The organism is Amycolatopsis antarctica, from assembly GCF_002262875.1.
Lineage (GTDB): Bacteria > Actinomycetota > Actinomycetes > Mycobacteriales > Pseudonocardiaceae > Amycolatopsis > Amycolatopsis antarctica.
The window spans coordinates 96,032-122,687 of sequence record NZ_NKYE01000013.1 but is presented as its reverse complement, the minus strand read 5'-3'; the positions used below and the strand labels follow the sequence as shown (position 1 = coordinate 122,687).

The following is a 26,656-nucleotide window of genomic DNA, read 5'->3' as shown; positions in this document are numbered from 1 at the left end:
CGGACCGGCACCGAAATTACCGCACCCGCACGCCCCCTGTGCATCCCCCACATGCAGCACGACGAAGGCCGTCGCTCCAGGTTTCGAAGCGACGGCCTTCGTCGTGGTATCGAGTCTTCGTGCGTGGAACCCTTACGCCAGGCCGAATTCCTCGGCGATCAGGTCGGCGCGGGCACCCTGGTTCGGGCAGCCGCCCAGGTGGTGCAGCGCGATGACCTTGTTGGTGTCCTTGGACAGCACCGGCGAACCGGAGGAGCCGCCCATCGTGTCGCACTGGTAGCCGATGTCGGACTCGGGGATCTCACCGACGCCGCCGGTCTTCACCTCGTTGACGATGCAGTTGCCGTTGTCGCTGGTGTCGTCGGCCATCGAGAGCTGCTTCGGCATCGCGTCGGGGTGACCGATGATGTACATCTCCTCGCCGACGTCCGGCAGCCGGTTGTCGAGCTCAAGGAAGCCGAACTCGGAGATGCTGTCGAAGTCCTTCACGGAGAACAGCGTCGCGTCCAGGCCGCTGCTGGTCTTGAGGAACTCCTCGCCCGCGACCTTGGTGCCCTCACCCTCGTCGCCACCGCCACAGGTCGCGCACTCGTAACCGAACTGCACCTCGGCACCCGCGATCTCGGACTCGGAGCCGATGCAGTGGTTGTTCGTCATCACCTGGTTCTCGGCGCCGATGCGCCACGCGGTGCAGAAGCCGCCGCCGGAGAGGAGCAGCCTGCCGACCGCGGGGGTGTTGCCGAACTGTTCCGGCGCCTCGCTCTCGTAGCAGACGGTGTCCTTGAAGTCGGTGCCGTCGCCGCACACCGAGTACGGCTTGACGTCGCGGCGTTCGCGCAGTTCGGTGTCGCTGAACCCGCGGGTGACCTTGTCCAGGGTGGCGGTGCTGGCCGGGTCCGGCGCTCCGCCGTCGGCGGCGGTGATGCTCACCGACACGCTGTCGCCGTCCACCGACAGCGCCCACAGGCCGTCCGGCAGCAGGTCGCCCTGGGTGTAGCTGCGCTGCTCGGCACCGTCGGCGCCGGCGACGCTGAGCACGTCGCCCGCCTTCAGGTCGAGCGCGGAGGCGTGCACCTTCAGGTAGTTCGCGTCGGGCCGCGAGATGACCTCGCTCGCCTGCGCACCGGTCAGCGTGGTGGAGATCTGCTGCTGCTCGCCGGCGAAGCCGGGAGTGGGGGCGGCCACGGCGGCCGGGGCGGGGGCGGGCACGGCGGTGTCGGCGCCCGCCGGGACGGTCAGTGCGGCTGCGGCGGCCGGCAGCGCGAGCGCGCCGACGGCGAGAAGGCGCAGGGAGCCTCTCATTGCATCACCTCATGGAGTGAGTCGGTGATGCTCAGAATGCAGAGAGTCCGGCCGGTGTGTTAGCGCCGAAAGTCTGGCGAAACAGCACACCGATGGGAACGTCGTGGCACTCTCACCAGCGGCTCCGATGAATTCCACTGGGCCGGACGGGTGCCTTTCCCTGACATGCGGGGAAAGGCACCCGTGGCGTCAGCGTTTGCCGTGCAGAACGGTCATCAGCTTGCCGACGAGCGCGTCGGTCTTCTCCGTCCTGGCGAAGGTGGTGAGGTTCAACGGCGAGGAGAACCGTTGCCGCGCAATGGCTTTGGGCCAGGCGAACTCGCGCAACCCCTCGTCACCGTGGATCCGGCCGAAGCCGGATTCGCCGATGCCACCGAACGGCAGGGAGGCGATTCCGGCGAAGGACAGCGGCGCGTTGATCGCCGTCTGGCCGGTGCGCAACCGCCGGGCGAGTTCCATTCCGCGCTTCTTCGAGAACACAGTGGAGCCGAGGCCGTACTTCGAATCGTTCGCCCGCTGGACCGCCTCGTCCATATCGCGCACCTTCGCGATGGTGACGGTGGGGCCGAAGGTCTCCTCGCGTACCGCCTCGGAGTCCTCGGGAACGTCGACGAGAACGGTCGGCTGGACGTACCGCTCGCCGACCGCGTCCGCGCCACCGACCAGCGCCCGGCCGCCGCGGGCGAGCGCGTCGGCGATGTGCCCGCGGATCACGGCGAGCTGGGCGGGCATGGTGACCGGACCGTAGGCGGAACCCGCGGCGGAGCCGGGCTTCACGTCCTTGGCCAGCGCGACCACCTTGGCGACGAACTCGTCGTGCACCCGCTCGTGCACGTAGACCCGTTCGACGCCGATGCAGGTCTGCCCGGAGTTGGAGAACGCGCCCCAGACGGTGGCCTCGGCGGCGGCGTCCAGATCGGCGTCGGCGTCGACCAGCACCGGGTCCTTGCCGCCCGCCTCGATGACGACCGGCGTCAGGGTGTCGGCTGCCGAGGCCATGATCTTCTTGCCGGTGGCGGTGGAGCCGGTGAACGCGATCTTGTCCACGCCGGAGCGGACCAGCGCGGCCCCGGTCTCGCCGAGTCCGGTGATCAGTTGCAGCACCGGGTGCTCGGGCACCACCTCGGCGAACGCGTCGACCAGCCACTTGCCGACGCCGGGGGTGAACTCGCTGGGCTTGAACACCACCGCGTTGCCAGCGGCGAGGGCGTAGGTGATGGAGCCGAGCGGGGTGAACACCGGGTAGTTCCACGGGCCGATCACGCCGACCACGCCGAGCGGCTGGTACTCGACCGTCGCCGCCTGGTTCGACATGAGCGAGCCCGCCGCGCGGCGCTTCGAACCGAGGACCTTGCGGGCGTTCTTGCCCGCCCAGGAGATGTGCTCGATGGCCAGCACGGATTCGAGCTGGGCGTCCCCGACGGGCTTGCCGGTCTCCGCGCGGACGAGCTCGCAGAGCTGCGGCAGGCGCCGGGTGACCACGCCCTTCCACCGGCGCAGCCGCTCGCCGCGTTCGGCGAAGGACAGCGATCCCCACCAGGCCGCGGCGCCACGCGCCCTGGCGACGGCCGCGTCGACCTCCTCGGCGGTGTGCACGGGGTAGGTGCCCACGACCTCGTCGGTCGCGGGGTCGAGCGAGTCGAACGTCTCGGTCGTACGCGGCGTCTGCGCGATCGTCATCCGTATCTCCTCCGGTGGCTGCTGCCCCCGACGTTACTCGCCGGTATCCACCGGTGAAAGCGGTGCGGACGTCCACAGCAGCACGCATCCGGCGAGGGCGCTGAACACGCCCAGCGCGGGGGCCAGTTCCAGCGGCAGTACGCCGACGCTGAGCGAGCCGAGCCCAAAGCCGGTGGACTGCACGGCGAACGAGAGCGAGAAGCCCTCCGCCCGGCGCCGCTCCGGCAGCAGCCGCTGGAGCTGCACGGAGGCGACGGTGAGCAGCGGCGCCGTGCAGACGCCGATGAGCACGACACCGAGCAGCAGTCCCGGCCAGCCCAGGTCGAGGCCCACCACCATGCCGCCGGCCACGAAACCGCACAGCAGCACGGTCGCCTGCCATCGCGGCGTGGCCCGCAGCCGTGCGCCGCGCCAGGCGTAGAACGCACCGCCGAGGATGCTCGCCCCGGAGACGGCGACGATCACCAGTGGCGCCGCGGCGGCGTCCGCGCCGAGCCGCTGCACCAGCGGCAGCGGGGCGACCTCGATCGTCGCGAGCAGGTGACCGATGGCGAACTGGCAGGCCAGCCAGCAGGAGGCCGCACGCAGCGGCACGCCGGGCCGTCCGCCGGAACCGGTGTCCGGACGAGGTGGCGCGAGCCCGCGCGGGACCAGCGCGGCGGAGAGCAGGTACGCCAGCGCCATCACCGCCAGCGGCACCAGCGGATCGGCCACGGTCAGCAGCGCGACCAGCACCGGGCCGAGGATCAGCACGGCGTCGATGATCATCGCGTCGACGGCGATGGCCCTGGTGAGCAGACCGTCGTCGACGGTCCCGGCGAGCAGGGTGCGGAAGCCGCCGGACAGCCCACCCGCGATCAGACCCGGCACGGCGACCAGTACCAGCAGCGCTCCGGCGGGCGCTCCGGCCGCGGCGGCGGTGGCAAGGCCGCCGAGCGCGAGCGCGGCGCAGGTCAGCAACAGCATCAGGCCACGGGCGGGGCCGATCCGGTCGAGCAGCCTGCCCGCCGGGACGGCACCGGCCAGCTCTGCCAGGACGAACACCGTCATCATCACGCCGCCGAGCCGGTAGGAGCCGGTCAGTTCGGTGGTGAGCACGGTGAAGGCGAGCGGCGCCATGGCGGCGGGCAGCCGGTTGAGCTGGACCCCGGCCGACCAGCGCCAGTAGGCGCGGTGACGGGCGAGGGATACGGGGTGTGCGGTCACCGGTCCACGCTTGCGGACCGTCCGGGTACGGCACACTGATTCGGGTATCGCCGAATGGAGACGAGCTGCCGTGATCGAACTGGTGCTGGACGGGACGAGCGCGCGCCGGGTGCGGTTCGGGATCTCCCCGCTGGAGGAGGCTCTCGGCGCGATCCAGGTGCTGCTCGGCCTGCGCGGGCACCCGGCGCACGAACCGTGGCTGCGGGACACCGCCGCGGCGGCCGCCCGCCTGCCCGTCGGCGAACTGCGCACCGTGCTCGGCGCCCGGTACTACATCACCGACTTCCTCAGCCCGCCTCCGCACGGCCCGCGGACGACGGCCGGGGCGCAACTCGCCGCCGTACGGCGGACCCCGGCGGCGCAGGTGGAGGCGGAGCTGGCGATGGTGGACGCCGACCTGAGCGCCCTGCCCGAGGATCCGGTGGCCGCCCGCGATCTGCTCGCCGACCAGCTCGAACTGGTGTGGACCCGGCTGGTCGCCCCGCACTGGCCCCGCCTGCGCTCGATCGTCGCGGCGGACATCGAGTACCGCTCGCACCGGCTGGCCGACGAGGGCGTGGCGGGGGTGTTGAACGATCTGCACGAGTCCGTCCGGCTGCGCGGGGACGTGCTCACCGTCCGGGCACGATCCCGTTCCCGGGTCCGGCTGGACCGGCGGGGCCTGTTGCTGCTGCCGTGCGTGTTCGCCTGGCCGCGTGTCGGCGTCATGCTGGTGCCGCCCTGGCAGCCGACCGTGCTGTACCCGGCGCGAGGGGTGGGCCGGTTGCGCGAACCGCCGGCCGTCGCGTCCCGGGAACTCGCCGGTGTGCTGGGCCGGACCAAGGCCGCCCTGCTCACGGCACTGGACGAGCCGATGAGCACCTCGGCGCTGGCGGTACGGCTGGGTCTCGCGGCGAGCACCGTCTCCGAGCATCTAGGCGCGCTGCGGGCGGGCGGACTGCTGGACACCGCCCGGCACGGGCACGCCGTCCTCTACCGCCGCACCGAGCTCGGCGACGCACTCCTCGACTCCTGAGCACGTCCGGCGGGATCGGCATACACTTGCCGGATACTTTGCCACGTAAGGGAGAACCAGATGCGGATAGTCCATTTCGGACACTCATGCGTGCTGCTGGAGAGCGAGGGCGCGCGCATTCTCATCGACCCCGGCACGTTCTCGTCCGGGTTCGAGGGGGAACGGGAGCTCGACGCCGTGCTGGTCACCCACCAGCACCCGGACCACGCCGACCCGGACCGGCTGCCCGCGCTGATGAAGGCCAACCCGGACGCCCGGCTGATCCTCGACCAGGGCACCGCCGAGCAGACCGGACTGGCCGCCCAGATCGCCCGTCCCGGCGACGCGCTGGAGTTCGGCGACCTGACCGTGGACGTCGTCGGTGGCGAGCACGCCGTGATCCATCCGGACGTGCCGACCGTGGACAATCTCGGATTCGTCGTCGACAAGGGTGCGTTCTACCACCCCGGCGACTCGTTCTTCGTTCCACAGCAACGGATCGACGTGCTTGGCCTGCCGACAGGGGCGCCGTGGCTGAAGCTCTCCGAGGCGGTGGACTACCTGCGCGCCGTCGCGCCGCGGGTGGCCGTGCCGATCCACGAGGCGGTGCTGGCACGGCCGCAGATGCACTACGGCATGTTCGCCGGCCTTGCCCCGGAGGGCACCGAGGTTCGCGTGCTCACCCAGCAGGAGCAGTCGGAGCTCTGAGCACACCACCGATCCTGGGCGGGCACGATGCGACCCCGGAGGGAAGGAGATCCCACCGGGGCCGCATCGCCCCTGGCACGCCGGGAGGTCAGGCTGAGGGGACCGAGAGGAAGGGCAGCTCGGCGAGCCGGTCACGCAGCTCCGGGCTGAGCGCGTTCGCTACCTGGTTGCGGATCTGGGTCACCGAGTCCTGTGCGGCACCCAGGTTTCCGTTGAAGATCTCCCAGGGGGTACCGATCGGCAGCGGCAGCGGCGGGCCGTGCGGCACGCGCGGCGGCTGGTCGTGCACGGTGTCACCGTTGCCCATGTGCGCGTGCGGATCGATGACGTACCGGTGGTCGCCGGAAAGGTAGCCGACGACGCCGTTGGCGAATCCGAGAAGATTGGTGATCGGGTTCTCGGAGAAGCAGATCGTGTCGTTCTTGTTGCAGATCTCGTGCACGGCGATGTCGCCGAAACCGCGCTCGCCCTTCATCGACAGACCGGGGATGATCGTCGGGATGTTGCCCTCGATGCCACCGGGACCGTTGTCGCTGGGGCGGCGCGGGTCGCCGTAGAGCACGCCGTTGACCTGGCCGTGCGGGATCACGGTGTCCGCCGACAGCGCGTTCAGCACGTCTCCGGCGACGATGGCGCCCTGCGAGTAACCGGAGATGGTGATCTGCGCGCCGCCGCAGGCGCCGTGGAAGTCGCGCACCGCGCGGTCCAGGTTGCCGATGCCCTCGGCCACGGAGTCGTCCATCGAGATGGGGTTGCCGGGCAGCGGGGCGATGGAGGCCGAGTACTCGACCTTGGTGAACGCCACGCCGGCCGGGAGCCGTTCGTTCGAGCCGTTGTAGACGTCGGCCTTGGGGTCACCGTTGCCGCCGACTTCGAAGATCATCCGGTCCGGGCAGGCAGCCGCCGGCGACGCGGGTTCCGCGGTCGCGACGGTGGCGGCGGTGATGCCCAGCAGGGGGACCATCGCCGCCGTTGCCAGCAACGCCTTCACTTGCAGTTTCATGTCGTGTTCCCGTTTCCGTTCACGTTGCGGGGATGCATGGCGGGCCGGCGTCGCTCGGGGGGTCGTGCTGTGCACACGGATCGATAGTATCCACATGACGAACAAAGTTGTACACAGATAGGTCGGTTTTTGTCCGGCCGATTCGGCCGCTGGGAGGACAACCGTTCCCCAGTTACGCCGAAAGCCCCGATGTCACTGGTCCGCCCGATTCAGGAGGCGACGGCCAGCCGCTTACGGATCGCCGAGTACGTGCTGGGCACGGCCCCGTTCTCGCGGGCGACGTCGACCGCGTCGAGGAAGGCCTGCCGCCGGCCGGGGCGCAGCAGATCGTCCGCGTCGACGCCGAGCCGGACCAGCCCGCTCCGCCGCGCCGCCCGCGCGGCGGTGAGCACGAGCGCGAAACAGCGCAGGGTCTCGGTGCGCTGACGCTGGCTGCCGAAGCCCTGCACCCGGGAACGCAGCACCGCGCCGGAGCGCAGGTCGTGCACGGCCGCCAGATCGGCGCACACGCCGAAACCGTGTTCCCGCAACGCTTCCAGCGTTCCGCGGGAGGCGAACCGGCCCGGCGGGGCGAAACCCTCGGCACGCAGGCCCGCCCGGTCCAGTCCGGCGACGGCGGCGATGAGCCGCAACCGGGCCTCGTGCGCGGGCAGCGAGGCGAAGTCCACACCCCGGGAATGGTTACCCCGTAACAGGATCGCGTCACCCTGACGTACCCGTCCGGACATCCACGCGGTCGCGGCGTCTCCGGAACGGGGGGTGAACAGCATGGTCATCGGCACATGTCGGCGGTCCAGTTCCGCGGCCAGTTCGGCACAGCGGTGCAACGTCCGGGGCGTGATGCCGGAGAGCGAGACCAGCAGGCGAGCGTCCACGTCCACAGTAGACACGGCGGGGGTGACACCGGCCCGTCCCGCAGGTGACGGGCCGGGAACGTCAGGACGGCCAGTCGGCGAGCGATCGTCCGGTGATGCGCTCGTACGCCTCGACGTACCGCGCGCGGGTGGCGGCCACCACGTCCTCGGGCAGCGGGGGCGGGGGCGTGTCGGACGCCCGGTCCCAGCCAGAGGCGGCGGAGGTCAGCCAGTCGCGCACGTACTGCTTGTCGAAGGAGGGTTGCGACCGGCCGGGGGTGTAGCCCTCGGCCGGCCAGTAGCGCGAGGAGTCCGGGGTCAGCACCTCGTCGCCCAGCACCAGCGTGCCCGAGGGATCGATGCCGAACTCAAACTTGGTGTCGGCCAGCAGCACGCCCTGCTTCGCCGCGTGCTCCGCGCCGAGGGCGTAGATGGCGAGCGTGGCCGCACGGATCTCCTCGGCACGCTCGGCGCCGATGGTGCGCACGACCTGGTTGAAGGTGACGTTCTCGTCGTGCTCGCCGAGATCGGCCTTGGTGGCGGGGGTGAAGATCGGCTCGGCGAGCCGGTCCGCCTCGACCAGGCCCGCGGGCAGCTCGACCCCGCACACCGCGCCGGTACGCCCGTAGTCGGCGAAACCGGAGCCCGCCAGGTAACCGCGCGCCACGCACTCGACCGGCAACATGCCGAGCCTGCGCACCAGCAGCGCGCGACCGCGTACCTCGGCGGGGATGCGCTCGTCCTCGTAGGCGACGAGATGGTTCGGGACGACGTCGGCGAGCAGTTCGAACCAGAACACGCTCATCGCGGTGAGCACCCGGCCCTTGTCCGGGATGGGGCTGTCGAGCACGAAGTCGTAGGCGGAGATCCGGTCGGACACCACGAGCAGCAGGTGCTCCTCGTCCACCGCGTACAACTCGCGGACCTTGCCCGCGGCGATCTTGGGATAGTCAGCCAGCGTCGTCACGGCCCGAACTGTAGTTCCCGCGTTCCGGCCTCGCCGCGTCCGGTGCCGGGTCGTGCGTGTTGCGACACTTTCCCGGGCGTGCTCAGTACTTGCTCATGGTCCAGCGCAGGGAGTCGTCGGTTTCGACCTGGGTGTGTCCGTCGCTGAAGGTGTTCAGCACCCTGGAGCGCTTGTCGTTGTCCTCACCGGCGAGATCGAAGAACAACTGGAAGTCGGTGTCCGCGGCGACCCCTCCGGTCTTGACGCAATCGCCGGGGAACACCTTCCTGCTCGTCGAGCCGTCCTCGAACTCGGCGGTCAGGTTGTACTTGGTCGAGCTGTTGCACAGCCTGAATTCGTAGTCGGCCGCGTTCGCGGTTCCCGCGAATCCCACCATCGTGGCCGCACTGATCGCGGCACCCGCGACAGTCGCACCGGCAACGGTCTTCATACGCTTCGTGAACGACATGGGTGATCGCTGTCCTCTGCTCGGAGATGTCGGTCTGGCGAACGCGGGCGAGCATGCCGGACCGAAGATGCTGCCGTACATGGAAAGCGGCGAGGACGGTACGTCGGGGCAAGAAAACCTGACTGGGAGACTCCACTCGCACCCGCGGCTCCGCGACCCACGAGAGCAGGGCTGCCTGTCGCGCGGCCCGATTCGCCGATTCGCCGGATACGGACCGTTCCGCATCGCCGAATTCGCAGGGGTGGCGGAAGCGCACCCGGGAGGTTCAGCCTGCCGCACGCTCGCCGGATTCGGGGATGTACCGGAGTCCGTGGATTTCCACCGCCGTACGTAACGCGGTGACGATCACGCCGGTGATCCGGTCGGCGGGACCCTGCTCGAAGATCACCTCGGCGCCGGGCAGCGGGATACTCCTGCCGTTCGCCGGGACGCCGATCAGCTCGCCCAGCCAACGCGCCGAACGTTCCGGTTCCGGGGTCTCGACGACCAGTGCTTTCAGGTCGGACGGCCCCGGGTCGTATTCGCCGGTCAGCTCCACCCCGGCGAGCAGTTCCTCGCGCGGCGGGCTGTAGGTGATGAAGAACGGTGCCCACGCGGGAGTGTCCGGCAGGAACACCTCCACGAAGCCCACCGAGTCGTCGAAGGCGACCGGAACCTCGATCGCGCGGTGCCCGTTCTCGCGCAGGCGCGCGGCCGTCGCGGTGGCGTCGGGGACGTTGACGGCGAAGGTCATCGCACCGCCACCCCGTCCGGAGGTCTCCGCGACCGCGGGTCGCAGCTCCGCCCACGCAGGCGCGTACGGCGAGACGGCGAACTCCTCGGCGTCCACGACGGTCAGGATCTCCACGTAGCGCTCGTCCAGCCGCCAGCCGCCGTTCTGGAAACCCCAGCGCGGCTCGTTGACGTGTGCGAGCAGCCCGGCCGCGCGGTACCTGTCCACGGCGGCGGGCACGTCCGGCACCCAGTGCAGCAGGTGGTCGAACTCCGCTTTCTCCTCGGCCACAGGCTCAGCCCTCCAAGTTAGGTGACCCTAACTTAGGCTGGCAGGGTTCACTGGCGCAAGGATCGCCGCTCAGGATTCGGCGCGTTCCATCTCGTCCAGCGCCCGCTGGGAGGCCGACGCCAGCGCGGCCAGACCGGAGCGGGTGGCGACGATGCTCAGCGAGGCCGCGCGGTCACCGATCTCGAACTCGGCCTCCCCGCCGACGACCTGGCAGCGAACCGGGCAGTCGCCCTCGATGCGCGCCCATGCGTCCACGGCGATTCCTTGGCGAGTGAACATGGCTGACTTCCGTTCTGTGTGGCCGGATTCGGCGCGGTGACCGGTGCGCCGACGGGGCCGTGGCGGCTTCCGGGCCCAACCATGACCCCGTCGACACTTCTGACCGTATCTGATGCATTCTGCATTCACGACTGACCGATTGAGTGAATCCGTGAGCGACCCGAACTCGCTAGAGTGGGCGCATGGCTCTGGAGAAGACTCGGCGCAAGGTGAAGCTCGGGCGGTACATGCTGGCCTTGCGCAAGGCCGTGGACCCGCCGCTGCGACCGGAGGACATCGCGCCGCACGTGCGGATCGCGGCCACCACCATCACCCGGATGGAAGGCGGTCTCACCCAGCCCGGTTTCACGCTGTTGCAGGCGCTGCTCGGCATCTACGGCGTGACCGAGGAGCAGCGCACCGAGGCGATCCGGCTCTGGGAGAACGCCAAGCAGGGCAGCACCAGCGTGGAGCACGCCGCAGATCTGCCGAACAAGTACCGCGCCTTCCGGCACGACGAGGCCGACGCCGCACTGGAACGCACCTTGGAGATGACGGCGATCCCCGGCCTGCTCCAGACCCCCCGATACGCGGCGGCGGTCGGCGAGGCAAGCCGAAGGCTTCACCGGACCGAGGGCTGGGAGCGGCGCGCTGCGGACGAGCGACACAGTCGTCAGCGATTGCTGGATGGCGAGGCACCACTGCACCTGCACGCGCTCATCGATGAGGCGTTGATTCGCCGGATCACCGGTGGGCGCGAGGTGATGATCGAGCAGTTGGAACACCTGCTCAAGGTAGGCAGGCAGCGGAACGTGACGATCCAGGTGATCCCGTTCAGCGCTGGGGCCTACGGCAACATGTCCGGTCCGGTCACGATCCTGAGCTTCCCCGACGGGGCCGATCCCGACCTGGCCTACCTCGAGTACGCCGCCGGTGGTGAAACGGTGGAGAATGTCCGCGACGTACAGGCATTCGTGGACACCTTCGAGGACGCCAGCCGTCATGCGGCACTGTCAGCGACCTCGTCCACGAGGCTGATCCGGGCAGCACTGGACGAATTGAGGAACGATGAACGAGCAGCGGACCTGGCGTAAGAGCAGCTACAGCGGCGCGGAGAACAACTGCGTGGAACTCGCCGTGACCCCGGCCGAGACCGCGATCCGCGACACCAAGGACCGCGAGGGCGGCACCCTCACCGTCCCCAGCACCGCCTTCGCCGCCCTACTCACCGATATCCGCGCATAGCAAATGAACACACAGGGTGGTGGTCCGGCACCGGGCCACCACCCTCGCGCGCTCTGGCCACGGACACACCCCGCTCCGGACAATCGACAACCATGACCCCACACCACACCTGGCGTAAGAGCAGCCACAGCGGAGCACAGAACAACTGCGTGGAACTCGCCGTAACCCCGGCCGAGACCGCGATCCGCGACACCAAGGACCGTGCGGGCGGCACCCTCACCCTCCCCACCACCGCCTTCACCGCCCTACTCACCACCCTCCGCCCCTGACCCCAGCTCAGCCCGGCCTCACCCACCGCAATATGTCGACGTATTGCGATACCTCGTGCACAAGGCATCGCAATATGTCGACGAATTGCGGTCCCGGCGAGCGCAATACGTCGACATATTGCGGCCTGGTGCCAGTCACGTACCGCAAGAGGGCGTACCCGCGGAGAGAGCAGCGCGCCCGGCTCAGGTGGTGGCGGGCTCCCGATCGTCGTCATCCCCGTCCGCCTGCGCACTGACCCGTTTGTCCTCGCGCACCGAACGGATCGCCACGGTCAGACCAGCCGCCCAGAGAACCACGATGACCGCGTAGACGACGGTGCTGAGCGCGTCGCTCGCATCGGCGGAGGACAGCAGCGTGCGGGCGTTGGTGAGCACGATCAGCCCGCCGGCCGCCGCACCGAGCACCCGCGGCGGCATGTGCCGGACCAGCCAGGCCGCGAACGGCGCCGCGATCACGCCACCGATCATCAGGCCAAGCACCACCGTGTAGTTGAGGTCGTGCTCGGAGGACAGCGAGAAGAAGAAGCCGATGCTGGCGGCGAGCGCGACGATGAACTCCGAGGTGTCCACCGAGCCGACGACCTTGCGCGGTTCGAGACGCCCCGAGGACAGCAGCGTGGTGGTGGCCACCGGACCCCAGCCACCGCCACCGGTCGCGTCGACGAACCCGGCGACCAGGCCGAGCGGGCCGAGGAACTTCGCCCCGGGACGCTTCGAGGTGATCAGCTTGCCGAGCCGGAGGAAGGCGAACCGGATCAGCACGTACAGCCCGAGGATCAGCAGGATCGTGGTGATCCAGACCTCGGCGAAGTCGGTGGACAGCGAGGTCAGCACGTACGCGCCGAGCACCGCGCCGATCGCACCGGGAACGGCCAGGATGCCGACCGTGCGCCAGTCGATGTTGCGGAAACGCCAGTGCGCCACACCGGAGGCCAGCGAGGTGCCGACCTCGGCCATGTGCACGGCCGCACTGGCCACCGCGGGCACGGTGCCGAGCGCGACCAGCGTGGTCGTCGAGGTGACGCCGAAGGCCATGCCCAGCGTTCCGTCGACGAGCTGGGCCAGGAACCCGGCGATTCCGAACAGGATCAGTGTCTGCATGAAGACCTCGGCTTCACGGGCCGGACGCGGACGTCGGCAGGTGGGGAGAGCAGGGAGGGGACCGCTGCGAGAGAGCGCTCGCGGAGATCAGCGAGTGCGGCAGAGTGCGGAACTGACGCGCAGCAGATCGACGTGCCTGCGCTGGACCAGCGCGACCCGATCGACGATCACCACTCGCGTCACCACGAGTCGATGCTTACAGACGTCCACCTCGTGGGCCAACGCTTCCCAGATGGTGAACCGGCGGAGAATGGCCGGGTGACGCCTCGCCGGATCGCCTTCACCACCGACTACGGCCTGCGCGACGGCTTCGTCGCCGCCTGCCACGGCGTCATCGGCCGCATCGGCCCTGACCTGCGGGTATCGGACGTCACACACCTGGTGCCGCCGCAGGACGTGCGGGCCGGGGCGCTCGTGCTGGCGCGCACCGTGCCATACCTGCCGTCCTCGGTGCACCTGGCCGTGGTCGATCCGGGCGTCGGGACCGCGCGCCGGGGCGTCGTGCTGGTCACGCCGGGCGGGCTGCTCGTCGGACCGGACAACGGGCTGCTGCCGCCCGCCGCCGAGGCGCTCGGCGGCGTCCAGGCCGCCTACCAGCTCACCTCGCCCCGGTTCCGGCTGCCGGAGGTGTCGGCGACCTTCCACGGCCGGGACGTGTTCGCCCCGGCCGCCGCACACCTGGCACTGGGCGTGCCCCCGGCCGAGTTCGGGGCCGGCGTCGACGAACTGGTGCGGCTGCCCGAGCCCGCGGTGTCCGTCCGGCCCGGTGAACTGACCGCCGAGGTGACCGATGTGGACACCTTCGGCAACATCGCGCTCGCCGCGAACCGCGAAGACCTCGACGCCGCAGGGCTTTCCAGATCGATGACCGTCCACTATGGACGTTCGGCGCTCGCGGCCACCCTCGGGCGGACCTTCGCCGACGCCGCACCGGGCGAGGCCGTGGTGTACGTGGACTCGGCAGGCGCGGTGGCCGTGGCGGTCAACCTCGGTTCGGCTGCGCGCGCACTCGGCTACAGCTCCGACTCGCCCCAGGAGCTGACGATCACCTCGTCGCCCACCGACAGCTTTCCCGGGCGCAGCACCGCGAACTTCACCCCGAACGCCACCCCGCCCTCGGCCGCCCGCCGGTAACCCGCCAGCGTCCGCAGGGGCTCGGGTCCGGCCTTGCGGCCGGTCTCCTGGTCCACGGTGGTCACCGCGCAGCGGATGTCGAGTTTCGCGTAACCCAGCTCGGCCTCGCCCAGCGTCATCGCGCGAATGGCGTCCTCACGGTGTGGCTCCGGCCAGCCGTCGATCACCACGTTCGGCCGGAACCTGTTGATCGGCAAGGCTTCCCCGCCCGGCTCGGCGATCCGCTCGTTCAACGCGTCCAATGAGGACAGTGCGGCGAGGGTGCAGGCGTGGCCGTCCGCATAGCCCGCGGTACCCGCCACCGCGCCCGCCGTGACCCGGTCGTGCTCGGGTGGCACCCGCATCAACCTGCTCGGTAAACCCAGCACCCCGGACAGCCACTCGGCGACCGCGTCCCCCTGGTCGATCCCCTGGTAGGGGCGGCCGAACAGGGTTACCGCGGAACGCGGCGCGGACGTCAGCACCTCGACGGTCACCGGGTCCACGCCCGGGGCGCGCAGGGTGAGCCTGCCCGGCCCGGCATCGATGTCGGGCCGGATCACCGCCATCGACGGGTCCTTGCGCTGACTGCGGAACGTGCCGTCCGGGTCGGTGACCATGAAGCTGCGATCGTGCTCCAGCCCGGCGGGGGTCAGCAGCGCACCGGAACGGGAGACACCGGCACAGCCCTTGACCGGGTACGTGACGAGTTCGACGATGCGCGCCACCGGGTCAGCCTCCGGTTCCGCGAGCCCGCATCACAGGATCGGCGACGGCGCGTAGTTCGCCGCCTCCGGGAAACGTTCCAGCAGCACCCCTACCCGCTGCGCGACCGCCCGGACCTGTGCCGGAGCCGTGCCGGTGAAGGAGATCCGGTCGGTGAGCAGCTTGTCCAGCGCCTCCCGGTCCAGCGGGATCCGGTCGTCGGCGGCCAGCCGGTCCAGCAGGTCGTTGCCGGCCAGGCCCTGCTCACGCATCTCCAGCGCCACCGCGACCGCGTTCTCCTTGATCGCCTCGTGCGCCGTCTCCCGGCCGACCCCCTCGCGCACCGAGGCCATCAGCACCTTGGTGGTGGCCAGGAACGGCAGGTAACGGTCCAGCTCGCGGTCGACGACGGCGGGGAACGCGCCGAACTCCGCCAGCACCGTCAGGAACGTCTCCAGCAGGCCGTCGAGGGCGAAGAAGGCGTCCGGCAGCGCGACCCTGCGCACCACCGAATCCGAGACGTCACCCTCGTTCCACTGGTCGCCGGCCAGCTCCCCGATCATCGACAGGTACCCGCGCAGCACCACGGCAAGGCCGTTCACCCGCTCGCAGGAGCGCGTGTTCATCTTGTGCGGCATGGCCGAGGAGCCGACCTGGCCGGGCTGGAAACCCTCGGTCACCAGCTCGTTGCCCGCCATCAGCCGGATCGTCTTCGCCAGCGAGGACGGCGCCGCCGCCACCTGCACCAGCGCGGAGAGCACGTCGAAGTCCAGCGACCTCGGATAGACCTGGCCGACGCTGGTGAACGTCCGCTCGATACCGAGGTGCTCGGCCACCTTCCGCTCCAGCGTGTCCAAAGTGGACGCATTACCGCCGAGCAGGTCGAGCATGTCCTGGGCGGTGCCCACCGGGCCCTTGATGCCACGCAGCGGATAGCGGCCGATCAGGTCGTCCATCCGCTCGAAGGCCACCAGCAGCTCGTCGGCGGCCGTGGCGAACCGCTTGCCCAACGTCGTCGCCTGCGCCGCCACGTTGTGCGAACGTCCGGCCATCACCAGGTCACCGTGCTGCACGGCGAGCGCGGCCAGCCGGGAGAGCACCGCCACCACCCGGGAGCGCACCAGCGCCAGCGAGTGGTGCACCTGCAACTGCTCGACGTTCTCCGTCAGATCCCGCGAGGTCATGCCCTTGTGCACGTGCTCGTGCCCGGCGAGGGCATTGAACTCCTCGATCCGCGCCTTCACGTCGTGCCTGGTGACCCGCTCACGCTCGGCGATCGAGGCCAGGTCCACCTCCGGCAGCACCCGCTCGTAGTCGGCGACCACCCCGTCCGGCACCGGCACGCCCAGCTCCGCCTGCGCCTTCAGCACGGCGAGCCACAGTTCCCGCTCCAGCGTCACCTTGCGCTCGGGCGACCACAGCGCCACCAGCTCGGGCGAGGCGTAACGACCTGCGAGTACGTTCGGAACGGCGGGCTTCTGAGTCACCAGGCCAGGCTAGCGGGTGGCGGTGACCGGCTCCGGGGGCCCGCTCAGCTCTCGGGGCGCAGGGCGGCGCGCAGCATCCGTCCGGCAACCGCACGCGGGTCGGGATCGATCGCGATCAGCGCGTTCACCACGGCGCCGTCCACCAGGGCGATCAGCCGTTCCAGCTCCGTCTCGTCGATCGGCATGCCGGAGCGGGCGAAGATCTCCCGCATCAGCTCGTGCAGCTCGCCGGACAGTTCGCGCATCAACGGCCGCAGGTACGCCCGGCGGCCGGTGGCCACCAGCCGCTCGTAGCGCAGCAGTACCGCCTCGGCGTCCGCCTCGCGCTCCGGCTGCCGAGGACCGAGCAGCAGCTCCAGGACCAGGTCGACCAGCGAGTCCACCCCACGGTTGCGGGTGGCCAGGTCCTCCAGGCACCGGCGGCCGAACGCCAGCTCCGCGCGGGAATGATGCTCGACGGCGGCACTGACCAGGTCGTCGAGCGAATCGAAGTAGTACGTCGTCGAGGCGAGCGGCAGTTCGGCCCGCTCGGCCACCGCACGGTGCCGCACCGCGTCGAAACCGCCCTCGCTGAGCAGCGCGGCAGCGGCCTCGGCCAGCGCGGCTCGACGTCGTTCGCCCTTCGGCGTGCTGGCGGCGGTCACCGGGCGTCCTGCTGACACGGGTGCATGGCAGGACATCCTTTCAGGTCCGTGCCCTGCGGCGACGCGGTACCTCGGCAGGCGGCCGGTCAGTACCTTGCGGCCAGGGCGGCGGCGATCCGCGCCACCTCGCCGCCGAACGGCGCCGCGGCGGAGCCCTGCCCAGGAACGCTGAAGACGACGACGACCTTGCCCGAGGCGGTCGGGCGCTGGTCGCTCACCGCTCCGCTGATCCGCGGCGGAAGGGCGGAACCCGCCTCGTACACCGAGGCCGTGAGCACGCCGGAAGCGTCCTGCGCCTGCACCGGGAGCCCCGCCGAGCGGGAACCCTCGGGGCAGAAACGGCCTGGGGTCGGCTGCGCCTCGACGGTGACCGGGAGCTCGCCAGCGAGGGCGGTGGCGAGCTCCCGGTCGACCTTGTCGCACCCGGAGGTGCCGGCCCGAGGGCCGTTCTCCCCGGAATCCTCGCCCCCCTGCTTGGGCGAGGCCGGGAAGTTCTGTGGTGTGTCCGCATTGGGAGGACGTGCGGGCACCTGGCCGGGTTGCCCCGGAACGGCGAGAACCGAACCTGAAGCGTCCGGGACCGGCGCGTTCTCCTGCGCCGCGGTGCTGGTGTCACCGGTTCCCCCGGAGTTCTCCAGGACTACACCGGTCACACCGAGTCCGGCAACCACGACCACCGCACAAGTACACGCCATGGTGACGGCGTTGCGCTTGCGCACGGTGGCTCGTCTGGAGGCGGCGGCCACGTCGCTCGCGTCGAACGTCGGCGTCGGCGGTTCTCCCGCCGCGCCACGGAACATGGTCTCGAGTTCGCGGTCATTCATGCGTGTCCACCTCCTCGTCGCACATCGCTGTCTCCGGGCACCCTGCTGTGCCCGGACGAGCTGTGACAGGGCACGCGGTCGGCCGGGACACGGCGATCACCGCGTTTCCCGCTGCTCGGCGAGCTCGCTGCCGCCGAGCACCTCGCGCAGTTTCGCGAGGCCGCGTGCCGTCTGGCTTTTCACGTTGCCCTCACTGCATCCCAGCGCCTTGGCGACGCCGCCGACATCCATGCCCTCGAAGTAGCGAAGTACCAGGACGGCACGCTGCTTCGGCGGCACCTGACGGAGTCCGGCCAGCAGGTCCTCGCGGTCGACGATGCGCTCGTCGAACCGCGTACCCGCCGCCACCGATTCCGGCAAGACGTCGACATTGCGCTCCCGTCGCCACGGCCGGCGCGACTCGTCGATCGAGGCTCGCACCAGCGTCTTCCGCACATAGGCATCTGTGGCCGACCGGTCCCGGATCTTCCGCCAGCGCCGGTGCAGCGCGACAAACGCCGTCTGCGCGAGGTCATCCGCCTTGTGCCAGTCACCGCAGAGCATGTACGCGGTCCTTCGCACGGAGTCTCGCTTCGCTGCGAAATACTCCGCGAACTCCTGCTCTTCGTGCTGGTCCACGCGGTTGGCTCTCCGCTTCTTCGTGTGTCCATGAGTAATGACGGAACCCGGAGCGTCCACGGTTGCATGAGGAATCCGATGGATCCAACCATGCGGCCCGCTTCCGCTGCGAAAGTGTGCCCCGGATCCCGGACGGCGCAATCGGCATACGCGATCCGTGCACGTCGGGGCACCGTCCGTCGGCGTTCCGGCCGAACGGATCGCTCGTACGGCGGCAGGCGGCGAACCGGTTTGTCCACGTAACGAACAATGTGATGTGATCGAACCGTGACCTCCGCTGCGAATCCGGCAATCGACTTCCGATCCGACACCGTGACCAGCCCGAGCGAGGCGATGCGCTCGGCGATGGCGTCGGCAGAGGTCGGCGACAACGTCATCGACACCGACCCGACGATGCGGGCGCTGGAGGAACGCGCGGCCGGACTGCTCGGAATGCCCGCCGCGCTGTGGACGCCGAGCGGGACGATGGCCAACCTGGTGGCGCTGAGCGTCCACCTTTCCCGCGGTGACCGGTTCCTCGCGCCCCGTGACGCGCACGTCCTGTCGAACGAACTCGGCTCCGCGGCCTGGCTCGCCGGCGGTATGCCGGACACGCTGGAACACGACGCCGGGCCGGGCAGGCCCAGCCACGGCAACCTGCGCGCGTCGATCGGCGCCCGGCAGGGTCCGTACTACGCGCTGCGTACCACCCTGCTCTGCCTGGAGAACACGCACAACGCCTCGGGCGGCTCGGTCACCCCGCCGCACGAGCACGCCCAACTCGTCGCCGCCGCCCGCGACGCCGGGCTGACCGTGCACCTGGACGGGGCTCGGCTGTGGAACGCGGCCGTATCGCTGGACCTGCCGCCCGCCGCGCTGACGGTGGGCGTGGACACCGTCTCGGCCTGCTTCAGCAAGGGGCTCGGCGCGCCGGTCGGCTCGGTCGTCGCGGGCAGCGAGGAGTTCGTCGCGCGGGCCCGGCGGATGCGGCAGATGCTCGGCGGCGGCGTCCGGCAGGGCGGCGTGCTCGCCGCGGCCTGCCTGACGGCACTGGACCAGATGGGCGACCTCGCCGTCGACCACGAGAACGCGCGCAGGCTGGCCACCGGGCTCGGCGAGTTCGGCTGGGAGGTCGACGAACCGGAGACCAACATCGTGCTAGCCAGGGTCGCCGACCTGAACGTCACGCTCGAATGGCTCGGCAAGCTGGGCATCGCCGCGCTGCCGATGGCGGGCAAGGTGCGCTTCGTGACGCACCGCGACGTCAGCGCCACCGAGGTCGACGAGGCGATCCGGCGGATCAAGGCGGGCGAACGCTGACCGTCCGTCCGCGGGTGGTCAGGACCGGAGACGCTTCGGGTCGCTCTTGCCCTTGATGGCCGCGTACCCGGCCGTGGCGAGGAACAGCACGCCACCGACGATGGCCAGCCAGAACAGCGACTTGACCACGAAACCGAGCACGGTGAAGGCCAGCCAGACGACGATCAGCGTGCCGACGATCTTCCAGAACATCGTTGTGCCCTTCCTTGGGTACTCACGTTCAGCGGGAAGGGGCGCGCGGCCCCTCGTACGCACACTCCCACGTCCGAGCCCGATTCGGCTCGTGTATTCGGCAACGTTCAGGGCAATCTCCGGGTTCCCCCGACCCGCCGGCGGCGACGTCGGAGGGGGTGTCAGGGAAGCCAGCCGGCGAGGCGTTCCAGGCCTTCGCGAAGTTCGGATTCCGCGCCGGCGAAGGAGAACCGGACGAACTTGCCGCCGTCGACCGGATCGAAGTCGATGCCGGGCGTGATCGCGACCCCGGTCTCGGCGAGCAGCCGCCCGCACCAGCTCAGGCTGTCCGAGGTGTACGCGGAAACGTCGACGTAGGCGTAGAACGCGCCGTCCACCGGGGCAACGCGATCGAGCCCCAGATCGGCCAGCCCGCCGACCAGCAGATCGCGGTTCGAGCGGTAACGGGCGACGTGGCCGTCCAGCTCGGCGTAGGCCTCCGGCTCGAACGCGGCCACCGCAGCACGTTGCGACAACGCGGGCGCGCAGATGTTGAAGTTTCCGGTCAGCACGTCCACCGCCCGGTGCAGCCGCGGCGGCACCAGCATCCAGCCCAGCCGCCAGCCGGTCATCGCGAAGTACTTCGAGAACGAGCCGAGCACCAGCGCCTCGCGTGAGGTCTGCCAGGCGCACGGCGTCTCCGCCTCGTACGCGATGCCGTGGTAGATCTCGTCGCTGACGAGCTGCACCCCGTGCGAGGCGCACCAGCCGGCGATCGCGGCGAACTCCCCCGGCGGCAGTGTCGTGCCGGTGGGGTTGCTCGGACTGGCGACGATCAGCCCGTCCACCGGCCCCAGCTCGTCCAGCAGGTCGCCGGTCGGCTGGAAGCGGGTGCTCTCGTCGGTGGCGAACTCGACGACCTCGCACCCCAGCGCGGCGAGCAGGTTGCGGTACGCCGGGTAGCCGGGGCGGGCCATCGCCACCCGGTCACCCGCCTCGAACGCCGACAGGAACGACAGCAGGAACCCACCGGACGAACCGGTCGTGACGATCACCTCGTCCGGGCTCACGTCGAGGGCGTACCGGCGCTCGTAGTGCCCGGCGATCGCCTCCCGCAGCTCCGGGATGCCGAGCTGCACGGTGTAGCCGAGGTCGCCGCCGTGCAGCGCGCGTTCCGCCGCCTCCCGCACCGGGGCGGGCGCGCCCGCGGTCGGCTGCCCCGCGGCGAGCGCGACGACGTCGCCGTGGCTGCGCTGCCGCGCTTGCGCCGCCGAGAGCACGTCCATGACGTGGAACGGCGGGACGTCCGAGCGGCGGGAGGGACCGGGGAACGTGGCGGGTTCGACCATGCGCCCAGGGTAGGTCCGGCCGACGCCGCAATACCGACCGCCGCGACAGCGGCCACCGGCACGCCGTCAGCGGGCCGGCTCAGTAACCCTGGTAACCGCCACCGCCGGACATCGCCTTCAGACCGGGGTGTCCCTCGAAGCCGCCGTAGCGGTCGAAGGTGTACCGGACACCGGCGATGATGTTGTCGACCGGGTTGTAGATGTCGTCGTGGCCGGGCAGCTTGTGCGCGTCGAAGGTCGGGTCGATGCACTGCATCAGGCCCTTGGACGGGGTGCCCTTCGCGGCGTTGGAATCCCAGTCGTTCAGCGCGTGCGGATCGCCGCCGGACTCCTTCTCGATGATCGTCCAGATCTCGTCGATGTTGTCCTCGGTGACCGGAATCCCGTTCTCCTGCAGGATCTTGATCGCCTCACGGATCCACGAGTCGACGTTGCCGGGGGGTGGGCCACTGGACGGCGGGCCGCCACTGGAACCGAGACCGCCACCGCCACCTCCGTCGCCGGAACCCCCACCGCCGCCGGACGAACCGCCACCACCGGAGGAACCACCACCGCCCGAGGAACCACCGCCGCCCGAGGAACCGGAACCGCCGTCGAGACCGCCGGTGCGGCCGGGCGGGGAACCGTTGCCGCCCGGTGCCGGAACCGAGGCGTAACCGCCATCCAGGTCCTGCTTCATCAGGTCCTGGGCCTTGCGGACGGCGTCGTCGGCCTGGGTCAGCAGGCCCTTGATCTGCTCGTCGGCGCCCTTCGCGATCTCGCTGGTCGCCGTCTTCGCGTCGGCGAGGATCGTCTCCGCGGGCACCGGGCCGGGCGTGCCCTCGTCTGCCAGCCGCCGCGCCTCGGCGGCGGCCGCCTCGGCCTCCTGGTTCCTGGTGTTGATCTGCGATTCGGCGTCCGACTTGATGGAGTTGACCTGGTCGCGGATGCTCTGCAACTGCTCCTGCAGGGCGGCCAGCTCGTCGGACACCTCGCCGAGCCGCTGCTGAACCTTCGATCCCGCCTGCTTTACCTGCTCGACGTAGCCGAAGAACTCCTGCGACGCCGGACCGTCCCAGATGCCCTCGTGCAGGGCGGCGGTCGCGTTGTTCAGCTCGGCGGACTGGTCGCCCGCACCGTCCGAGGCGGCCCGGAACTGGTCGGCCGCGGTCTGGATCTTCGCCGGGTCGACCTTCGCGACCTGATCGGCCTTCTCGGTGACACCCTGCCACTCCGGCGGCATCCCCAGGCTCATGTTCCCGCCCCCTCGCCCGCGGCGCGCGACGCTCTCACGCCTTGTCCTGCCTGTCGTAGTGGACCGTCAGGTTGTCCATGTGCACCTGCTCGGTCTCCTGGAGCAGTCCGGCCGCCCGGCGCAGGAAGTCGCTCGCCGCCGTCATGTGCCCGGCGGCGGCGTCGAACTCGGAGTTCATCCCGTTCTGGAACGAGCCGACCGCGCCCTTCGCCCCCTCGGACCCGCCGGTCTGGCTGCCCTCCGGCGGCGTCATGCTGCCGAACGGGTTCTCCCCCTCCATCGGCGTCATCTTCCGCTTGGTCTCCTCGATCCGCTCCAGGATCTTCTCCACCTGACCAGCGGCGATGCCCATCGATTCCGGGTCGTACACAGGCACGGTCGTCATCCCCTCTTGCGAACACGCATCCGCCCGTCGGACGCTGTGCGCGCCGAGGCGGTTCCCCAGCACACTGTAAGACTTCGGCCACCCGGCGTGGGCGCTGCCGCGCGAGGTTCCCCCGGCGGACGCCGAGGCTCACACCTCGTCGACGAGTTCCCGTACCCGCTGCGCGAGGAGCTGGTTGTCGGCCGGGGCGACGGTGGCCCAGGCCTGCCGGTCGGCACCACGGCCGAGCTGGAACAGGTAGCGCCCGGCGTCGGTGTCGTGGAAGGCGACCACCCGGTCGGCACGCCGGACGGAACCGTCCCGTGTGGACCGCTGCGCGCCGAACTGGCCACGCGCCGTCATGCCGAAGAGCATCCCGGCGATCTCCTGCGCCTGCCACAGCACCACGCCACGGTCCTCCAGCGCCGTCACCAGTGCCTTGGCGTCACCCCTCGCCTCGGCGTCGGCCTCGACGAGAACGCCGTGCGGGATGCTCACCGAACGGCCGACGCCAGGGCGAAGTTCGCCGGTGACCGAGACGACGGCCTCGGCGAGCGAGTCCGGGGCGGCGGGGATCAGCCACACTTCGTCGCCGTCGACGACGCCGAGCAGGGCCTGCCCGCCGACGCCGACCGCCAGGCCCTTGATCTCCCGGTCGGCCCACATCCACACGTCGACGGCCACCTTCGGCCCGGCGAACAGGTTGAGCATGTCGACCAGTTCACCGGAGGCACGGTGCCCGCGAGCAAGCCCGCGAGCGGCCAGCGAGTCCCACGCCTTCGCCACCAGGTCCGCCCGCTCGGTGTGCGTCGTCCCCGGGCTCGGTACCTCCAGCGCCGGGGGGCGGGCAGGCAGCCGCTCGGTCTCCCAGAGCATGTCGAACTCGAGCAGGGACAGCACGATGCTGCCGTTCGGCGACCCCATCAGCAGGTGTACCCCTCAGGCCCGTTCGGAGTCGTCGTCGTGGCCGAGCACCTCGGGCGAGACCATGCGCCGGTCGTTGAACAGGTCGGCGTCGTCGATGCCGTACCTGCGCACGTGTTCGGCGTCCTCCTCGTCCGGGGCGTTCTGCTGCGCCGCGCGTTCCAGGAAGGCCGACTGCGGCTTGCCCTGCTTGGCGCGGACCGACTCGGCGTTGCGGGTGCTGGCCTGCTCGTCCGGCAGGGCGCCCATCGGCAACGGCCGGGTGCCGCCCCGCTGGGAGCGGTTGGCGCGTTCCTGGTCGCCGCCGCCGAACCCGGCGGTGGCCCCGCCGGCGGCACCGGCGGCCATCGCCGCGGCACCCATACCGAGTCCGGTGCCGCCTGCCGCCATCTTCGGCGTCACCGCGGGCGGTGGCTGCGGCGCGGAGCCGCCGGGAGACGGCGTGCCGGAGCCCGTCATCGACCCCTTGCCGAGCGGGCCTTCGGACGGCCCGGAGCCCTGCACCGGGGAACCCTGCACCGGGGCGTTCCCGCCACCGCCGCCGGAACCGCCCGGCGAGCCCGGGGTGACCGGGACGCCGGGCGCGGACGGGGATCGCCCGCCCGGCTGCTCCGGCGCGGCAGAGAACCCGGCCTTGCCAGGAAGTCCTTGTGTGCCACCGGGAACGGGCGGTCCACCACCGGGCGTGCCGAAGCCTCCCGGCACACCACCCGGCCGTCCCGCGGGGGCGCCGCCGTTGCCGGAACCGCCGCCGACGACGCCACCGACCGGCGCCGGCCCGCCATGGGACGGCGGTACCGCGCCCGGCTGCGGAGCATTGGGGGCAACCGGAACGCCGGGAGTAGGGCCGTGACCGGAGGAGTGGCCGGGTGCGGGGCGCACGCTGCCGACGACCCCGGCGACCGGAGCCGGGGACGGAGCGTGGGCGGGCAGCGAGCTGGGAGACGTACCGCTGGGCGCGGTACGTCCGGGTGCGGAGTGCTCCGAACCGGTCGCCCTTCCGGGTGCCACCGGGGCCACGTACTGCGGGGCAGGCGGGTGGTAACCGGCACCGCTGGACGTCGTGGGCAGGGGGACCGGCGGCGGCGAACCGGGTGCGAGCGGTGCACCGGCCGAAGGGCGGGTGTCACCGGGGGCCTGCGACTCGGTGAACGCGGCGCCCATGACGGGATCGACGCCGCTGCCCGGGGCGCCGCCGTACGAGGCGTTCTGCACGCTGTCCGGCTGCGAGATCGACTCGATCCCGGCCAGGTTCTCGCCGCTGTCGACGGCGTACCCGTTCAGCGCGTCGACGGCCTGCTGCCGCGCTTCACGGGCCTGCCCGACGGCCTTCGAGTGGTCGGTCTCGAAACCGATCAGACTGGCCAGCGAGTCGCCGAGGGTGAGGCCGCCGGAACCGGCGCGCAGGGTGTGCGAGTCCGGCAGTTTGTGCAGCGTCCGGTTGAACGCCTCGCCCTGCGCGAAGATCATCTCGGCCGACCGGTTCACCTTCTGGTTCGCCTCGTCGGAGAAACGGGCCTTCTCGTCGATCCGGGCGCCTGCCTGTTGCCCGGCGTCGCTCTGCCACTCGACGCCCAGCTTGCCCAGTTCCTCGCGCAGCGTCGCGTCGGTGCGGGCGAGTTCGGCGGCTACGGCGCGCAGCGCGTCGACCGCCTCGCCAAGGCCGGCCGTGCCGACGCCCGCGCGGAAGCTGTCGATCTCGTCGGCGAGCGTGCCGTCGGCGTAACCGTCGAAGCGGTGGTTGCGGATGCGCTCCACCTCGGCACTCAGGTCGACGTCACTCACTTCGGAGCCGTCCATGTCCACTCCTCACTTTGCCTGCAGGTTCGCCACGGCGAGCGTGGCCACCCGCTCGGACATGTCGCAGAGCTGCCCCTGGTCGAAGACCTTCTGCGTCAACGGGTACATCTGCACGCGCATCGTCTGCCCCGGGGCGAGGGCGACCAGCGTCTCGCAGTCGGCGGGCGCCTCGCCCGCGCGGTAGTGGTCGATGGCGGGGAAGCCGCCCACGTCGAGGGGCTCGCGGGTCATGCTCGACTTGAACCGGTCGCCGGTGACCCAGGCTTCCAGATCCGCCGTGGCGATCAGCTCGACGGCGTAGGAGTAGTACGGCTCGGTCAGGTCGACGTCGAAGGCGCAGGTCGGCCCCTCGCGCGGCTCGGCGTCCAGACGCGGTTTGCTGTTCACCTTCAGCTCGTCGAGCTGCGGCTCGGTGAGCAGGGTGCACGGATCGACCCCGTCGACGCGAACCTCCTCGGTACGCGGCGGAAGCTGTCCCGCCTCGGCCTGCCGGGAGGCGGCGGTCATGCCGGCCCGGTCCGGCGTGGCGATGCCGGGTTCGTTCGCCGAGCAACCGGTCAGGGCGACCAGTACGGCCGCCGTCGCGGCGGCGCGGACGGCCACGTCAGACGTGGTAGACACCGCGGTCCCCGAGGCTGTCGGCCCTGTCCTGCTCGCCGTCCGTGTACTGCTCGCCCGCGCCACGGAGCTGCTGGGCGAGCTCGCGCAGGCCGGTGACGTACGCCCGGACGCGCTGCTCGTACGAGTCCTCGCCGTCGGAGACGATCTTGTTCCACGCCTCGATCGCGTGTGTACTCACCACGTCCTCGGACGGGGCGTCGATGTGCAGGTGGCCGAGCTGGTTGCGCAGCTTCTCGTGCAGCGCGTTCGCCTGGTCCTCGATCACCTTGGCGACGGCGGCGACCCGCTCCGGCTCCACCTCGATGTCGACCGCGCCGGGTACGCCCGGCACGCTGCCCGCCAGCGCCGAGACCGGCGCGGGCGGCGTGTACAGGGCGTTGTCGGCGACAACGGCCCCCGGTGCCCGAAAACTATCCTGGCCGCCACGGGACCCCGTGTCGTCTGCCATGTGCTGCACACCCCCAC

Annotated in this window: 30 protein-coding genes and 1 pseudogene; 7 read left to right on the top strand and 24 right to left on the bottom strand. The window is 70.8% G+C overall.

Annotated features, from left to right (window positions below):
• Positions 1–132: 132 nt before the first annotated feature.
• The 3 genes from CFN78_RS20185 to CFN78_RS20175 all read right to left on the bottom strand — a co-directional run bounded on the left by CFN78_RS20185 (position 133) and on the right by CFN78_RS20175 (position 4,188).
• On the bottom strand, positions 133–1,302 hold the full coding sequence (locus CFN78_RS20185; protein ID WP_094864410.1) for a trypsin-like serine peptidase: 1,170 nt from the start codon (positions 1,300–1,302) through the stop codon (positions 133–135).
• A 189-nt stretch (positions 1,303–1,491) separates the two neighbouring features.
• Positions 1,492–2,982, bottom strand: a complete 1,491-nt coding sequence (locus CFN78_RS20180) for an aldehyde dehydrogenase family protein (RefSeq protein ID WP_094864409.1) — start codon at positions 2,980–2,982, stop codon at positions 1,492–1,494.
• Positions 2,983–3,015: 33 nt separating this feature from the next.
• Entirely contained in the window at positions 3,016–4,188 is a 1,173-nt protein-coding gene (locus CFN78_RS20175) for an MFS transporter (protein WP_420807908.1), read from the bottom strand.
• A 70-nt stretch (positions 4,189–4,258) separates the two neighbouring features.
• Between CFN78_RS20175 and CFN78_RS20170 the strand changes: the two genes are divergently transcribed.
• Together CFN78_RS20170 and CFN78_RS20165 are read left to right on the top strand one after the other, a co-directional pair.
• On the top strand, positions 4,259–5,203 hold the full coding sequence (locus CFN78_RS20170; protein WP_094864408.1) for an ArsR/SmtB family transcription factor: 945 nt from the start codon (positions 4,259–4,261) through the stop codon (positions 5,201–5,203).
• Between the two features lie 60 nt (positions 5,204–5,263).
• A complete protein-coding gene (locus CFN78_RS20165; RefSeq protein WP_094864407.1) occupies positions 5,264–5,890 on the top strand; it encodes an MBL fold metallo-hydrolase in 627 nt (208 codons plus the stop codon).
• 88 nt (positions 5,891–5,978) lie between these two features.
• Here CFN78_RS20165 and CFN78_RS20160 read toward each other — a convergent pair whose 3' ends face one another.
• From CFN78_RS20160 to CFN78_RS20135, 6 genes are all read right to left on the bottom strand, one after another.
• Positions 5,979–6,893, bottom strand: coding sequence for a cutinase family protein (locus CFN78_RS20160; RefSeq protein WP_240519570.1), 915 nt, complete (start codon positions 6,891–6,893; stop codon positions 5,979–5,981).
• A 209-nt stretch (positions 6,894–7,102) separates the two neighbouring features.
• On the bottom strand, positions 7,103–7,768 hold the full coding sequence (locus CFN78_RS20155; RefSeq protein ID WP_240519569.1) for a DUF2334 domain-containing protein: 666 nt from the start codon (positions 7,766–7,768) through the stop codon (positions 7,103–7,105).
• A 61-nt stretch (positions 7,769–7,829) separates the two neighbouring features.
• Positions 7,830–8,714, bottom strand: coding sequence for a phosphoribosylaminoimidazolesuccinocarboxamide synthase (locus CFN78_RS20150; RefSeq protein WP_094864406.1), 885 nt, complete (start codon positions 8,712–8,714; stop codon positions 7,830–7,832).
• A gap of 82 nt (positions 8,715–8,796) precedes the next feature.
• Positions 8,797–9,162, bottom strand: coding sequence for a hypothetical protein (locus CFN78_RS20145; RefSeq protein WP_094864405.1), 366 nt, complete (start codon positions 9,160–9,162; stop codon positions 8,797–8,799).
• Between the two features lie 265 nt (positions 9,163–9,427).
• A complete protein-coding gene (locus CFN78_RS20140) occupies positions 9,428–10,165 on the bottom strand; it encodes a VOC family protein (RefSeq protein ID WP_094864404.1) in 738 nt (245 codons plus the stop codon).
• Between the two features lie 69 nt (positions 10,166–10,234).
• Positions 10,235–10,420, bottom strand: coding sequence for a hypothetical protein (locus tag CFN78_RS20135; RefSeq protein WP_094864403.1), 186 nt, complete (start codon positions 10,418–10,420; stop codon positions 10,235–10,237).
• Positions 10,421–10,626: 206 nt separating this feature from the next.
• Between CFN78_RS20135 and CFN78_RS20130 the strand changes: the two genes are divergently transcribed.
• From CFN78_RS20130 to CFN78_RS20120, 3 genes are all read left to right on the top strand, one after another.
• Positions 10,627–11,517, top strand: coding sequence for a DUF5753 domain-containing protein (locus CFN78_RS20130; protein WP_094864402.1), 891 nt, complete (start codon positions 10,627–10,629; stop codon positions 11,515–11,517).
• Positions 11,492–11,668: a DUF397 domain-containing protein gene (locus CFN78_RS20125; protein ID WP_094864401.1), complete on the top strand. Its 177-nt coding sequence runs from the start codon at positions 11,492–11,494 to the stop codon at positions 11,666–11,668. Before CFN78_RS20130 ends, CFN78_RS20125 begins: the two co-directional genes overlap by 26 nt.
• 92 nt (positions 11,669–11,760) lie before the next feature.
• Positions 11,761–11,937, top strand: a complete 177-nt coding sequence (locus tag CFN78_RS20120; RefSeq protein WP_094864400.1) for a DUF397 domain-containing protein — start codon at positions 11,761–11,763, stop codon at positions 11,935–11,937.
• A gap of 183 nt (positions 11,938–12,120) precedes the next feature.
• Here the strand turns inward: CFN78_RS20120 and CFN78_RS20115 are convergent, their stop codons facing one another.
• Positions 12,121–13,038: a sulfite exporter TauE/SafE family protein gene (locus CFN78_RS20115; RefSeq protein WP_094864399.1), complete on the bottom strand. Its 918-nt coding sequence runs from the start codon at positions 13,036–13,038 to the stop codon at positions 12,121–12,123.
• 87 nt (positions 13,039–13,125) lie between these two features.
• On the bottom strand, positions 13,126–13,224 hold the full coding sequence (locus CFN78_RS30225) for a putative leader peptide (RefSeq protein WP_338065544.1): 99 nt from the start codon (positions 13,222–13,224) through the stop codon (positions 13,126–13,128).
• 6 nt (positions 13,225–13,230) lie between these two features.
• On the opposite strand from CFN78_RS30225, the pseudogene CFN78_RS20110 reads away from it, so the two are divergent.
• Positions 13,231–14,001 (top strand): annotated as a pseudogene (locus CFN78_RS20110) (SAM hydrolase/SAM-dependent halogenase family protein); the annotation flags it as partial.
• Between the two features lie 50 nt (positions 14,002–14,051).
• Here the strand turns inward: CFN78_RS20110 and CFN78_RS29890 are convergent.
• The 5 genes from CFN78_RS29890 to CFN78_RS20085 all read right to left on the bottom strand — a co-directional run bounded on the left by CFN78_RS29890 (position 14,052) and on the right by CFN78_RS20085 (position 18,429).
• Positions 14,052–14,879 carry an MOSC domain-containing protein gene (locus tag CFN78_RS29890; protein ID WP_094864398.1) on the bottom strand — a complete coding sequence of 276 codons (828 nt, stop codon included), beginning with the start codon at positions 14,877–14,879 and terminating at the stop codon, positions 14,052–14,054.
• Positions 14,880–14,909: 30 nt separating this feature from the next.
• Positions 14,910–16,343 (bottom strand): adenylosuccinate lyase, encoded by a 1,434-nt coding sequence (gene purB / locus CFN78_RS20100; protein ID WP_094864397.1) that lies wholly within the window; start codon positions 16,341–16,343, stop codon positions 14,910–14,912.
• Between the two features lie 44 nt (positions 16,344–16,387).
• A complete protein-coding gene (locus CFN78_RS20095) occupies positions 16,388–16,987 on the bottom strand; it encodes a TetR/AcrR family transcriptional regulator (RefSeq protein WP_094864396.1) in 600 nt (199 codons plus the stop codon).
• A gap of 86 nt (positions 16,988–17,073) precedes the next feature.
• A complete protein-coding gene (locus CFN78_RS20090; RefSeq protein WP_094864395.1) occupies positions 17,074–17,811 on the bottom strand; it encodes a hypothetical protein in 738 nt (245 codons plus the stop codon).
• Between the two features lie 96 nt (positions 17,812–17,907).
• Complete coding sequence (locus CFN78_RS20085; RefSeq protein WP_094864394.1) at positions 17,908–18,429, bottom strand: SigE family RNA polymerase sigma factor; 522 nt, start codon at positions 18,427–18,429, stop codon at positions 17,908–17,910.
• A 267-nt stretch (positions 18,430–18,696) separates the two neighbouring features.
• Here CFN78_RS20085 and CFN78_RS20080 point away from each other — a divergent pair, with 267 nt between their 5' ends.
• On the top strand, positions 18,697–19,728 hold the full coding sequence (locus tag CFN78_RS20080) for a threonine aldolase family protein (protein ID WP_094864393.1): 1,032 nt from the start codon (positions 18,697–18,699) through the stop codon (positions 19,726–19,728).
• Between the two features lie 18 nt (positions 19,729–19,746).
• On the opposite strand, the gene CFN78_RS29255 is transcribed toward CFN78_RS20080, so the two are convergent.
• From CFN78_RS29255 to CFN78_RS20045, 8 genes are all read right to left on the bottom strand, one after another.
• Positions 19,747–19,920, bottom strand: a complete 174-nt coding sequence (locus tag CFN78_RS29255; RefSeq protein WP_165777631.1) for a hypothetical protein — start codon at positions 19,918–19,920, stop codon at positions 19,747–19,749.
• A gap of 161 nt (positions 19,921–20,081) precedes the next feature.
• Positions 20,082–21,248, bottom strand: a complete 1,167-nt coding sequence (locus tag CFN78_RS20075; RefSeq protein WP_094864392.1) for a pyridoxal phosphate-dependent aminotransferase — start codon at positions 21,246–21,248, stop codon at positions 20,082–20,084.
• A 79-nt stretch (positions 21,249–21,327) separates the two neighbouring features.
• Positions 21,328–22,482 carry a WXG100 family type VII secretion target gene (locus CFN78_RS20070; protein WP_094864391.1) on the bottom strand — a complete coding sequence of 385 codons (1,155 nt, stop codon included), beginning with the start codon at positions 22,480–22,482 and terminating at the stop codon, positions 21,328–21,330.
• A 34-nt stretch (positions 22,483–22,516) separates the two neighbouring features.
• A complete protein-coding gene (locus CFN78_RS20065) occupies positions 22,517–22,867 on the bottom strand; it encodes a hypothetical protein (protein ID WP_338065543.1) in 351 nt (116 codons plus the stop codon).
• A gap of 129 nt (positions 22,868–22,996) precedes the next feature.
• Complete coding sequence (locus CFN78_RS20060; RefSeq protein ID WP_094864390.1) at positions 22,997–23,770, bottom strand: ESX secretion-associated protein EspG; 774 nt, start codon at positions 23,768–23,770, stop codon at positions 22,997–22,999.
• 15 nt (positions 23,771–23,785) lie between these two features.
• Positions 23,786–25,570 carry a hypothetical protein gene (locus CFN78_RS20055; protein ID WP_094864389.1) on the bottom strand — a complete coding sequence of 595 codons (1,785 nt, stop codon included), beginning with the start codon at positions 25,568–25,570 and terminating at the stop codon, positions 23,786–23,788.
• A 9-nt stretch (positions 25,571–25,579) separates the two neighbouring features.
• Positions 25,580–26,191 carry a DUF3558 domain-containing protein gene (locus tag CFN78_RS20050; protein WP_240519568.1) on the bottom strand — a complete coding sequence of 204 codons (612 nt, stop codon included), beginning with the start codon at positions 26,189–26,191 and terminating at the stop codon, positions 25,580–25,582.
• Positions 26,175–26,639, bottom strand: a complete 465-nt coding sequence (locus CFN78_RS20045) for a PE domain-containing protein (RefSeq protein WP_110495015.1) — start codon at positions 26,637–26,639, stop codon at positions 26,175–26,177. Before CFN78_RS20045 ends, CFN78_RS20050 begins: the two co-directional genes overlap by 17 nt.
• Positions 26,640–26,656 lie beyond the last annotated feature (17 nt).